14 protein-coding genes are annotated in these 10544 nt (G+C 60.2%); 12 read left to right on the top strand and 2 right to left on the bottom strand.

Going from position 1 to position 10544, the window contains the following annotated elements; translation table 11 throughout:
- Positions 1 to 210 precede the first annotated feature (210 nt).
- Both KGB18_RS04275 and KGB18_RS04270 read right to left on the bottom strand, forming a co-directional pair.
- Positions 211 to 540: an EscU/YscU/HrcU family type III secretion system export apparatus switch protein gene (locus tag KGB18_RS04275; protein WP_201059539.1), complete on the bottom strand. Its 330-nt coding sequence runs from the start codon at positions 538 to 540 to the stop codon at positions 211 to 213.
- Positions 537 to 2111 (bottom strand): flagellar hook-length control protein FliK, encoded by a 1575-nt coding sequence (locus KGB18_RS04270; RefSeq protein WP_223569435.1) that lies wholly within the window; start codon positions 2109 to 2111, stop codon positions 537 to 539. Before KGB18_RS04270 ends, KGB18_RS04275 begins: the two co-directional genes overlap by 4 nt.
- Positions 2112 to 2308: 197 nt before the next feature.
- On the opposite strand from KGB18_RS04270, the gene ccmA reads away from it, so the two are divergent.
- From ccmA to KGB18_RS04210, 12 genes are all read left to right on the top strand, one after another.
- Positions 2309 to 2944, top strand: a complete 636-nt coding sequence (gene ccmA / locus KGB18_RS04265; protein WP_123720713.1) for a cytochrome c biogenesis heme-transporting ATPase CcmA — start codon at positions 2309 to 2311, stop codon at positions 2942 to 2944.
- Positions 2941 to 3609 carry a heme exporter protein CcmB gene (gene ccmB, locus KGB18_RS04260; RefSeq protein ID WP_105339828.1) on the top strand — a complete coding sequence of 223 codons (669 nt, stop codon included), beginning with the start codon at positions 2941 to 2943 and terminating at the stop codon, positions 3607 to 3609. Before ccmA ends, ccmB begins: the two co-directional genes overlap by 4 nt.
- Before the next feature lie 80 nt (positions 3610 to 3689).
- A complete protein-coding gene (locus KGB18_RS04255) occupies positions 3690 to 4445 on the top strand; it encodes a heme ABC transporter permease (RefSeq protein WP_123720715.1) in 756 nt (251 codons plus the stop codon).
- Positions 4442 to 4618: a heme exporter protein CcmD gene (ccmD, locus tag KGB18_RS04250; RefSeq protein WP_123360189.1), complete on the top strand. Its 177-nt coding sequence runs from the start codon at positions 4442 to 4444 to the stop codon at positions 4616 to 4618. Before KGB18_RS04255 ends, ccmD begins: the two co-directional genes overlap by 4 nt.
- Positions 4615 to 5070 carry a cytochrome c maturation protein CcmE gene (ccmE, locus tag KGB18_RS04245; RefSeq protein ID WP_038979631.1) on the top strand — a complete coding sequence of 152 codons (456 nt, stop codon included), beginning with the start codon at positions 4615 to 4617 and terminating at the stop codon, positions 5068 to 5070. The genes ccmD and ccmE overlap by 4 nt, the downstream gene beginning before the upstream one ends.
- Before the next feature lie 3 nt (positions 5071 to 5073).
- Positions 5074 to 7077, top strand: a complete 2004-nt coding sequence (locus KGB18_RS04240) for a heme lyase CcmF/NrfE family subunit (RefSeq protein ID WP_123720716.1) — start codon at positions 5074 to 5076, stop codon at positions 7075 to 7077.
- A complete protein-coding gene (locus tag KGB18_RS04235) occupies positions 7074 to 7610 on the top strand; it encodes a DsbE family thiol:disulfide interchange protein (protein WP_052966781.1) in 537 nt (178 codons plus the stop codon). The genes KGB18_RS04240 and KGB18_RS04235 overlap by 4 nt, the downstream gene beginning before the upstream one ends.
- Entirely contained in the window at positions 7607 to 8080 is a 474-nt protein-coding gene (locus KGB18_RS04230; protein WP_123720717.1) for a cytochrome c-type biogenesis protein, read from the top strand. Before KGB18_RS04235 ends, KGB18_RS04230 begins: the two co-directional genes overlap by 4 nt.
- Complete coding sequence (gene ccmI / locus KGB18_RS04225) at positions 8073 to 9275, top strand: c-type cytochrome biogenesis protein CcmI (RefSeq protein ID WP_123720718.1); 1203 nt, start codon at positions 8073 to 8075, stop codon at positions 9273 to 9275. Before KGB18_RS04230 ends, ccmI begins: the two co-directional genes overlap by 8 nt.
- A 14-nt stretch (positions 9276 to 9289) precedes the next feature.
- Positions 9290 to 9694 (top strand): hypothetical protein, encoded by a 405-nt coding sequence (locus KGB18_RS04220; RefSeq protein WP_123720719.1) that lies wholly within the window; start codon positions 9290 to 9292, stop codon positions 9692 to 9694.
- Positions 9695 to 9925: 231 nt separating this feature from the next.
- Positions 9926 to 10138 (top strand): type II toxin-antitoxin system HicA family toxin, encoded by a 213-nt coding sequence (locus tag KGB18_RS04215; RefSeq protein ID WP_223569438.1) that lies wholly within the window; start codon positions 9926 to 9928, stop codon positions 10136 to 10138.
- Positions 10138 to 10542: a type II toxin-antitoxin system HicB family antitoxin gene (locus tag KGB18_RS04210; protein WP_123720721.1), complete on the top strand. Its 405-nt coding sequence runs from the start codon at positions 10138 to 10140 to the stop codon at positions 10540 to 10542. Before KGB18_RS04215 ends, KGB18_RS04210 begins: the two co-directional genes overlap by 1 nt.
- The last annotated feature ends 2 nt before the right edge of the window (positions 10543 to 10544 follow it).

The raw sequence follows: 10544 nt of genomic DNA, 5'->3' as shown, positions 1-10544 counted from the left end.
GAAAGAACCCTTGGCCTAAACGGGTCGCGGTGTTCCTGTAGGGCATCGCATGGCCTAAAGCTGTGGGAGTTCAGCTGTCTATCAATATGCCTTCAAAATAAAGGTCATCAAGACAGTTGCTCCCACATTGGATTGGCTGCGTTAACACGTTTTGTGTTCACCACCTATCCCTGTGGGAGCGGGCTTGCCCGCGAAGGCGTCCTCGAATCCTCAGCAATCATCCCCGCGCTCGGTGACATCTTTCTCCACCATTACCGCTTCCGGATCATGCCCGGCCGGAAACTTACCCTTCAAATTCCACGCAAACGCAATGATCTCTGCAATCGTGCGATACAACTCCTCGGGAATACTCTCCCCCAATTCCATCCGCGCCAACAGTTTCACCAGCTCGGCGTTTTCGTAGATCGGCACTTCATAATCACGGGCAATCTGCAGAATGGCTTCGGCCAATTCCTCATCACCTTTTGCCGTGAGGGTAGGGGCGTGGCTGCCGTCGTATTTGAGGGCGATGGCCTGGCGCGGTGCGGTGGATTTGTTCATGCGGTTTCGTCGACCCAGCGTTGTTCGAGGCGGGTTTGAGGGCCTTGTGGCGGTGTGCCGAGGTGGCAATCCAGATCGCCGACGTTCAGGCCTGACGCCAGCAGGCGTTCGCGCAGCCCGGCCAGATTGCTTTCGATCAGGCTCGCGGTGTACGGCCGCTCGGCCCACAACTGACTGGAGAGACTGCCTTTGATCAGCTGTGCCTGAATCTGCAACGGCCCTAACGGCTCCATGTCGAACGCCAGATCGACTCGCCACAATTGTTGCTTGGGTTCGCGTTCGTCGCGGCGTTCGTGCGGTTGTTCTTTCTCGGGCGCTTCTTCGCGCTGGAATTTGACCTGCAACGGCACGATGTCCTGCAGGTTGCGCATGGGGATTTCCAGTTGCCAGGTGCTGAGCAGGCGACCGTCGTCGGTGAGGCCGGTCTGTTCCAGGCTCGACAGTTGATGGCTTTGCAGACGCGAGACGGCCGCCGCTGCCAGGCGCAGCAAGTGTTCCAGATCGCCTTCACCGTCCTGACTTTGCAGCAGACGCTCGGGGAGCGGGAAACTGGTCGGCAATGGTTTGGCGCTGACTTGCCCCAGCATGCCCAAGGCGCTACGCACGAAACTCGGCAGCGCCTGGGCCAAGGTGTTGGCGGCAATAATCGCGTTGAGATTGGTGTTGGCCGGCAGGCCCGGCGTCAGTTGTGCGATCAACTTGAGCAGGTCGCCCTTCATGTCTGGCGTCAGCGTCGGGTTTTGTCCGGTCAGCAGTTTCGCTTCAAGGAACAGGCCGCTGTTGGCCAGCGCCAGGGCCAGGCCTTTGGGCGTGCTCAGTTGCTGAACATCTGGCAGGCCGGCGAGCAGCTTGTCCACGACAGCGCGCAGGTCGCTAGAGGTCTGATCCGACGGCGGCAGGTTTTGCAGGACTTTGATCAAGCCATCCAGAGAGCCTTGGCGACTTTGCTGGCTGACCAGTTGTTGGGTCACCGCCAACTGTTCCTGACGGCTGCTCAACGGGACGAATTTCAGGGTCTGGGTGTCCTGCACCAAGGCGCTCAGCAATGTACCGATGCGCAGTGGCGTCGGGCTGTCGATGCTCAGCGTGCTGCCACTCAGCGCCGTGTTGAGCAGGCTCACCATCGAGCGAAACACCGTCGGCTGGCCCGGCACCTGCGGCATGACCTGAGAGGTCAGTACTTTGCCTTGCAGCAACGTCCCGACCGGCAGTTGCGCCGTGTCGATGCGGGTGAGGGTCGCGACGCTGGAGGCGATGGCCTGTTGCACCGTGATCGCCAGATTGCCCGCCGATGGCTGGGTGATCGCCAGGCTGGTGCCCTGAGGCAACGGCTGAGTACTGGTGGCCTGGACCGTGGTCTGGCGGCCGCTGTCGAGGGTGACTTTGAGCAACAGCTGAAAGGTCTGATCCGTCTGCTTGAGCGAGAGCACTTCAGCCTTGGCGGTTTGCCCAACGGAAATCAGGCCCTCCATCGGCGTCAGCAGCTTGAGTAGCTCACCACTCACCACCAGCGGCCGCGAAGTCGCGGGCGTGGTCTGCGGCAGCGGAAGGATGTTCATTTCGCCTGTCATATGCGGTCACAACCTGTGGAAATTGCGCTCTTTAGAGTCGGGCATGGCATGTATAATGCCGCCCCGTTGCACCTGGGCGCTAAAAACATTGCAATTGATTGACGCAGCTCTCTAAAACGGGCCGCCAATGCATCTATCCTGCATCTCTTTAGCGGCCGCTCCACTGCCGACTTGAACCGCAAAAGGCCCGTGATCTCTTGACCAGTCCTGTCCTGCAAACCGTTGCCCTTGCCTGTGAGCGAGACCTTCGGCTGCTCTTCGAAAATCTCGAATTGAGACTGGCCAGTGGCGAAATGTTGCAAATCAGCGGGCCCAACGGCAGTGGCAAGACCAGTCTTTTACGTCTGCTGTCCGGTTTGATGCAGCCGACCGCCGGTCAAGTGTTGCTCAATGGCCAGCCGCTGAACGATCAGCGTCTTGAACTGGCGCGCAATCTGCTGTGGATCGGCCATGCCGCCGGCATCAAGGATTTGCTGACCCCCGAGGAAAACCTCAGCTGGCTCTGCGCCTTGCATCAACCGGCCTCCCATGAGGCGATCTGGCAGGCGCTGACGGCGGTGGGGCTGCGCGGTTTCGAGGATGTTCCCTGCCACACGCTCTCCGCCGGGCAACAGCGCCGCGTCGCGTTGGCGCGTTTGTATCTGGACAGCCCGCCGCTGTGGATCCTCGATGAGCCGTTCACCGCGCTCGACAAACAAGGCGTGGCGCAACTCGAAGAACACCTGGCTGCGCACTGCGAGCGGGGTGGCATGGTGGTCCTGACCACTCACCACACCCTGACCCGGATGCCGGCCGGCTATCGCGACATTGATTTGGGGAACTGGGCCGTATGAGTGTTTTCGGCCTGTTGGTCGCCCGCGAGGCACGTTTGCTGTTCCGCCGTCCTGCCGAATTGGCGAATCCGTTGGTGTTCTTCGCCATCGTCGTCTCTTTGTTCCCATTGGCGGTCGGCCCCGAGACTCAATTGTTGCAAACCTTGTCCCCGGGGCTGGTCTGGGTGGCAGCACTTTTATCGGTTTTGCTCTCGCTGGACGGGCTTTTCCGCAGTGATTTCGAAGACGGGTCGCTTGAGCAGTGGGTCCTTTCGTCGCACCCCCTGCCTCTTCTGGTGCTGGCCAAGGTACTGGCACACTGGGCCTTTTCCGGCCTGGCGCTGGTTTTGCTCGCACCCTTGCTGGCGTTGATGCTTGGTTTGCCTGCCGCCTGTCTGCCGGTGTTGCTGCTTTCTTTATTGCTGGGTACACCGGTGCTGAGCCTGCTCGGTGCGGTGGGCGCGGCGTTGACGGTAGGATTGAAGCGCGGCGGCCTGTTGCTGGCGTTGCTGATTCTGCCGCTGTACATCCCGGTGTTGATTCTCGGCAGTGGCGCCTTGCAGGCGGCATTGCAGGGCATGCCGGCGACCGGTTATCTCTTGTGGCTTGGTAGCCTGACCGCCCTGGCGATAACCCTGACACCTTTTGCAATAGCTGCTGGCCTGAAGATCAGCGTCGGCGAATAATGAGGTCTGGTTATTTTTTAACCAGTAAAGACCCTTTGGCTGCTTCGTGATGACGAGCAGCAACCGTGATGGAAACAGCAATGAACTGGACCTGGTTTCATAAGCTCGGCTCACCCAAATGGTTTTACGGTATCAGTGGCAAACTGCTGCCGTGGCTGAGCGTCGCGGCGTTGCTACTGATCAGCATCGGTGTGGTTTGGGGGTTGGCCTTCGCGCCGCCGGACTACCAGCAAGGCAACAGCTTTCGGATCATCTATATTCACGTCCCGGCCGCCATGCTGGCGCAGTCCATCTACGTGATGCTGGCCGTGTGCGGCATCGTCGGGCTGGTCTGGAAGATGAAGCTGGCCGACGTCGCCCTGCAATGCGCCGCACCGATCGGTGCCTGGATGACCGCCGTGGCGCTGGTCACCGGCGCGATCTGGGGCAAACCGACCTGGGGTTCGTGGTGGGTCTGGGATGCGCGACTTACGTCCATGCTTATTCTGCTGTTTCTGTACTTCGGTCTTATTGCGCTGGGCAACGCCATCAGCAATCGTGACAGCGCCGCCAAGGCCTGTGCGGTACTGGCAATCGTCGGCGTGATCAACATCCCGATCATCAAATATTCGGTGGAGTGGTGGAACACCCTGCACCAGGGCGCGACCTTCACCCTCACCGAAAAACCGGCAATGCCCGCCGAGATGTGGCTGCCACTGCTGCTGACGGCGCTGGGTTTCTACTGTTTCTTCGGCGCGGTGCTGTTGCTGCGCATGCGCCTTGAAGTGCTCAAGCGCGAAGCCCGGGCGAGCTGGGTGAAAACCGAAGTGCAGAACAGTCTGGAGGTCGCTCGATGAGTTTCGCTTCATTCGGCGACTTTCTCGCCATGGGCCATCACGGCCTGTATGTCTGGTCAGCCTATGGCATTAGCCTGGCGGTGCTGGCCCTCAACGTGGCGGTGCCGATCCTGGCCCGCAAGCGGTATCTGCAACAAGAGGCGCGTCGTCTGCGCCGGGAGAACGGTAAGTGAATCCCCTGCGTAAAAAGCGTCTTATCATCATTTTCGCGATCCTGGTTGGTGTCGGCGCTGCCGTTGGCCTGGCCTTGAGCGCCTTGAAACAGAACATCAATCTGTTCTACACCCCGACCCAGATCGCCAATGGCGAAGCGCCGCAAGACACACGTATCCGCGCGGGTGGCATGGTCGAGAAAGGTTCGCTGCAGCGTTCCGGCGATTCCCTGGACGTGAAATTCATCGTCACCGACTTCAACAAATCCGTGACCATCAGTTATCGCGGCATCCTGCCGGACCTGTTCCGTGAAGGGCAGGGCATCGTTGCCCTCGGCAAGCTCAACGCTGACGGCGTTGTGGTGGCCGACGAAGTGCTGGCCAAGCACGATGAAAAGTACATGCCGCCGGAAGTGACCAAGGCGCTGAAAGACAGCGGTCAGTCGGCCCCTACTCCCGCGAAAGAGGGCTAACTGATGACTTCCTCACTTTATAGTTCAGGGCTGTTCATCCCTGAATTGGGCCACTTGGCCATGATACTGGCGCTGTGTTTCGCGCTGGTTCAAGCCGTGGTGCCATTGCTCGGTGCATGGCGCGGCGACCGCTTGTGGATGAGCCTGGCCCAGCCGGCCGCCTGGGGGCAGTTCGCGTTTCTGCTGTTCGCTTTCGGTTGCCTGACTTACGCGTTCATGGCGGACGACTTCTCCGTTGCTTACGTGGCCAGCAACTCCAACAGCGCCTTGCCGTGGTACTACAAATTCAGCGCCGTCTGGGGCGCTCACGAAGGTTCGTTGCTGCTGTGGGCACTGATCCTCGGCGGCTGGACCTTCGCGGTGTCGGTGTTCTCCCGGCAATTACCGCAAGTGATGCTGGCCCGGGTGCTGGCAGTGATGGGCATGATCAGCACCGGTTTCCTGCTGTTCCTGATCCTGACGTCCAACCCGTTCGCCCGCATCCTGCCGCAGATGCCGACGGATGGTCGCGACCTTAATCCACTGCTGCAAGACATCGGCCTGATCGTTCACCCGCCGATGCTGTACATGGGCTATGTCGGTTTCTCCGTGGCCTTCGCCTTCGCCATTGCTGCGCTGCTGGGCGGCCGCCTCGATGCGGCGTGGGCGCGCTGGTCGCGTCCGTGGACAATCGTGGCCTGGGCTTTCCTCGGTATCGGTATTACGTTGGGCTCCTGGTGGGCCTACTACGAACTCGGCTGGGGCGGCTGGTGGTTCTGGGACCCGGTGGAAAACGCGTCCTTCATGCCTTGGCTGGTGGGCACGGCGCTGATTCACTCGTTGGCGGTCACGGAAAAACGTGGCGTGTTCAAGAGCTGGACGGTGCTGCTGGCCATCGCCGCATTTTCGTTGAGTTTGCTCGGGACCTTCCTGGTGCGTTCCGGCGTGCTGACCTCGGTCCACGCCTTTGCGTCGGACCCTGAGCGCGGCGTGTTCATCCTGATCTTCCTGCTGTTTGTGGTCGGTGGTTCGCTGACGCTGTTCGCTCTGCGCGCTCCGGTGGTCAAGAGCCATGTCGGTTTCAACCTCTGGTCCCGGGAAACCCTGCTGCTGGGCAATAACCTGGTGCTGGTGGTGGCCGCTTCGATGATCCTGCTCGGTACCTTGTATCCATTGATCCTCGATGCGATGACCGGCGCCAAACTGTCGGTCGGCCCGCCATACTTCAACGCGCTGTTCATTCCATTGATGGCGTTGCTGATGGTGGTGATGGCGGTCGGCATGCTGGTGCGCTGGAAAGACACCCCGGTCAAATGGCTGATGAGCATGTTGACCCCGGTGTTGCTCGGCAGCGCTGCGCTGGCCGTCGTGGCGGGCGTCGCTTATGGCGATTTCAATTGGGCAGTACTGGCGACATTCATGCTGGCTGCCTGGGTGTTGCTGGCCGGTGTGCGGGATATCTTCGACAAGACCCGTCACAAGGGCCTGATCAAAGGTCTGCCGACTCTGACTCGCAGCTATTGGGGCATGCAAGTCGCACATTTGGGCATTGCCGTGTGCGCGCTGGGTGTCGTGTTGTCGAGCCAGAACAGTGCCGAGCGTGATCTGCGCCTGGCGCCGGGTGAGTCCATGAGCCTGGCCGGTTATCAGTTTGTGTTCGAAGGCGCCAAGCACTTCGAAGGGCCGAACTTCACGTCCGACAAGGGCACCATCCGGGTGATCCGCGATGGCAAGGAAATCAGCGTGCTGCACCCGGAAAAACGCCTGTACACCGTGCAGAACTCGGTGATGACCGAAGCCGGGATCGACGCCGGTTTCACCCGTGACCTTTACGTCGCTCTGGGCGAGCCGCTGGGCGAGGGTGCCTGGGCGGTCCGCGTGCACGTCAAACCGTTCGTGCGCTGGATCTGGTTCGGTGGGTTGCTCACCGGTCTCGGCGGGTTGCTGGCGGCGCTGGATCGCCGTTATCGGGTCAAGGTGAAAAGCCGCGTGCGTGAAGCGCTCGGCATGACGGGAGCCACTGCATGAGACGTTGGTTGATGCTGTTACCACTGGCGATTTTTCTGGTGGTTGCTGTTTTTCTGTATCGGGGTCTGTACCTGGACCCGGCCGAGCTGCCTTCGGCGATGATCAACAAACCGTTCCCGGAGTTTTCGTTGCCTTCGGTGCAGGGTGACAAAACCCTGACCAAAGCGGACCTTCTGGGTAAACCGGCATTGGTCAACGTCTGGGGCACCTGGTGCATTTCCTGCCGGGTCGAGCACCCGGTGCTGAACAAACTGGCCGGGCAGGGCGTGGTGATCTACGGCGTCAACTACAAGGACGTCAACACCGATGCCTTGAAGTGGCTGGCCGAGTTCCACAACCCGTATCAACTGGACATCCGTGACGATGCCGGCACCCTGGGCCTGAACCTTGGCGTGTACGGCGCACCGGAAACCTTCTTCATCGACGCCAAGGGCATCATCCGCGACAAATTCGTCGGCGTGATCGACGAGCAAGTCTGGCGCGAAAAACTGGCGGCCAAATATCAGGCGCTGGTCGACGAGGCCAAGCCATGAGGCGCTGGATCGCCGCCGCCGTGCTGGGTTTGAGCATGGCCGGTGTGGCCCATGCGGCCATCGACACCTATGAGTTCGCCAAAGAAGGCGACCGTGAGCGTTTTCGTGAGCTGACCAAAGAGCTGCGTTGCCCCAAGTGCCAGAATCAGGACATCGCTGATTCCAACGCACCGATTGCCGCCGACCTGCGCAAAGAGATTTTCCGCATGCTCGGCGAGGGCAAGGACAACCAGCAAATCATCGATTTCATGGTCGACCGCTACGGTGATTTCGTCCGCTACAAACCTGCCCTCAACGCCAAAACCGCACTGCTCTGGTTCGGCCCCGCCGGCCTGCTGCTGGGCGGTTTTGTGATCATCGCCGTGATCGTCCGCCGTCGTCGCGTGCAACGCACCGACAGCCCGGACACGCTTTCTGCCGAGGAGCGCGAGCGCCTCGACCACCTGTTGGATAAAACCAAGAATGATTGATTTCTGGCTCGCTGCAGGCCTGCTGCTCCTGGTTGCCCTGAGTTTTCTGCTGATCCCTGTTCTGCGTGGTCGTCGCGCTCAGCTTGAAGAGGACCGCACGGCACTGAACGTCGCGCTTTATCAGGAGCGCGTGGCTGAGTTGCAGACTCAGCAGGAAGAGGGTGTGCTCAACGCCGAACAAATGGACACCGGCCGCGCCGAAGCTGCCCGTGAACTGCTCGCCGACACCGAAGGCGTCGAGGCGCCGCGCGTGTCGCGTCTGGGCAAACCGTTGCCATTGCTGGCGGCGATTCTGGTGCCGGTGCTGGGCCTTGGGCTGTACCTGCATTTCGGCGCCAGCGACAAAGTCGAGCTGACCCGCGAATTCGCTCAGGCGCCGCAGTCGATGGAAGAGATGACCCGTCGACTGGAACGTGCGGTTGCCGCCCAACCGGATTCGGCCGAAGGCCTGTACTTCCTCGGCCGCACCTACATGGCTCAGGACCGTCCGGCTGATGCAGCGAAGATCTTCGAACGCACCGTGACCCTGGCTGGTCGTCAGCCGGAACTGCTCGGGCAATGGGCCCAGGCGCAATATTTCGCTGATGGCAAGAAGTGGTCGGACAAGGTTCAGGCACTGACCGACGAAGCGCTGAAAGCTGATCCGAAAGAAGTCACCAGCCTCGGTCTGCTAGGCATCGCGGCCTTTGAAAGTGAGCGTTACCAGGACGCCATCGACTATTGGAATCGCCTGCTGACGCAACTGCCGCCGGATGATAAATCCCGCGTCGCGCTGCAAGGTGGCATTACTCGCGCCGCCGAGAAACTCGAAGCCAGTGGTGGCAAGGTTGCCCAAGCGCCTGCGGCCAAAGCTGCAGCACTGCTCAAAGTGCAAGTCGATCTGGCGCCAGAGCTGAAAGCCAAGGTCCAGCCGGGTGACAGCGTGTTCATCTTCGCCCGCGCCATCTCCGGCCCACCCGCGCCGCTGGCCGCCAAGCGTCTGACCGTTGCCGACTTGCCGGCGACTGTGGAACTGAGTGATGCCGACGCCATGATGCCGCAGTTGAAACTGTCGAACTTCCCTGAAGTCCAACTGGTTGCGCGCATCTCCCGCGCCGGCCAACCGACTGCCGGCGAATGGATCGGTCGCAGCCAACCCTTGGCCACCACCACCACCGCGCAACAAAAACTGATCATCGACAGCCCGGATAAATAACAGGAAGCGCCACCATGACCGCCATCGCTCGTATCACTCTCCTCAGTATGGTTTTGGGGTTAAGCGCCTGTGCGGTCCAGCAGCCCGAGCCCACACGGCTGCCGCCAATCCCGCCTTCGGGGCCAAGCACCAAACCGCCTCCGCCGACGGTACCGAGCAAACCGAGTACCCCAGTCAAACCGTCCAAGCCGATTCCACGCACCTCCGCCAGCTTTGCCCCGCCACCGGGTGGCAATAGCCATTGGGACGCGAAACTCGGCGTTTACGTTCTCGATGATCAGACCAACACCTTCTACCGCCAGCGCACCTACTACCGCTGGAACAACGGCTGGAGCCGTTCGATCAGCCCGAACGGGCCGTGGGAAGAGACGAACATCAATGGCGTGCCGGGTGGGTTGGGCAGACAATTCGGGCAGTGAAAGGGAACGGCGATCTAAGGATCGCCGTTTTGCTTTTTGGGGTTTGAAAAGATCTTGATTGTGTAGCTCAGGGAGCTGGGTACAAAACACAAGAGAGTGAGCATCCTCGACGTAGGTCCGATCAAAATCACACCCTTGTAAAACAACCGAGCGTCGTGATCCGGACTTTTGTGCTTGAGTAAAAGTAACTCTAGGGTTATTTTTTGTTGGGCCGGAGCAAGGAGGCTGGTGGTGCAGAGCAGGTTATTGATCAAGGAACTGATAGAGGCGGGCTGGACACTGGAACGGGTCACCGGCAGTCATCACCTCTTCACTCACCGTTACAACCCTTACACGATACCCGTCCCTCATCCGAAGAAGGATTTGCCGGTCGGGACGGTTAAAAGCATCAGGAGGCGAGCCAGGCTTTATTGCCCGGGAGCCAGTTTGGCAGGAGATCCATAATGCAATACCCAATCTGTATCGAGTGGGGCGACGAGAACACCGCCATCGGTATTCAGATCCCCGATATCCCAGGTGCCGTAACGGCCGGGGATACGTTTGAAGATGCTTACAACGCGGCGGTCGAAATTGCCCACATCATGCTGCAGGAGCTCATGGCAGGCGGGGAGTCAATTCCGATGCCGACCTCAGCGGCTGTGCACCGCGAGAATCCGGAATTTGCCGACATGGGTTGGGGGATGCTGGAACTCGACATCTCGCCGTATCTGGGCAAGACCGAGAAGGTCAATGTGACGCTGCCTGGCTACGTGATCCAGCGCATTGACCGCTATGTGCGAGAGCACAATGTCAAAAGCCGCTCCTCCTTTCTCGCGGATGCGGCGATGGAGAAACTGGTTCGGCCTTGAGT

Source organism: Pseudomonas sp. BF-R-26, from assembly GCF_019947395.1.
GTDB classification, from domain to species: domain Bacteria; phylum Pseudomonadota; class Gammaproteobacteria; order Pseudomonadales; family Pseudomonadaceae; genus Aquipseudomonas; species Aquipseudomonas farris.
The sequence above is the reverse complement of the archived record's forward strand: the minus strand, read 5'-3'. Positions and strand labels throughout refer to the sequence as shown.

Bases quoted from the DNA above. Each gene is read 5' to 3' on its own strand.
- KGB18_RS04275 (WP_201059539.1), bottom strand. From the start codon at position 540: ATGAACAAATCCACCGCACCGCGCCAGGCCATCGCCCTCAAATACGAC.
- KGB18_RS04270 (WP_223569435.1), bottom strand. From the start codon at position 2,111: ATGACAGGCGAAATGAACATCCTTCCGCTGCCGCAGACCACGCCCGCG.
- ccmB (WP_105339828.1), top strand. From the start codon at position 2,941: ATGAGTGTTTTCGGCCTGTTGGTCGCCCGCGAGGCACGTTTGCTGTTC.
- KGB18_RS04255 (WP_123720715.1), top strand. From the start codon at position 3,690: ATGAACTGGACCTGGTTTCATAAGCTCGGCTCACCCAAATGGTTTTAC.
- ccmD (WP_123360189.1), top strand. From the start codon at position 4,442: ATGAGTTTCGCTTCATTCGGCGACTTTCTCGCCATGGGCCATCACGGC.
- KGB18_RS04240 (WP_123720716.1), top strand. From the start codon at position 5,074: ATGACTTCCTCACTTTATAGTTCAGGGCTGTTCATCCCTGAATTGGGC.
- KGB18_RS04235 (WP_052966781.1), top strand. From the start codon at position 7,074: ATGAGACGTTGGTTGATGCTGTTACCACTGGCGATTTTTCTGGTGGTT.
- KGB18_RS04230 (WP_123720717.1), top strand. From the start codon at position 7,607: ATGAGGCGCTGGATCGCCGCCGCCGTGCTGGGTTTGAGCATGGCCGGT.
- ccmI (WP_123720718.1), top strand. From the start codon at position 8,073: ATGATTGATTTCTGGCTCGCTGCAGGCCTGCTGCTCCTGGTTGCCCTG.
- KGB18_RS04220 (WP_123720719.1), top strand. From the start codon at position 9,290: ATGACCGCCATCGCTCGTATCACTCTCCTCAGTATGGTTTTGGGGTTA.
- KGB18_RS04210 (WP_123720721.1), top strand. From the start codon at position 10,138: ATGCAATACCCAATCTGTATCGAGTGGGGCGACGAGAACACCGCCATC.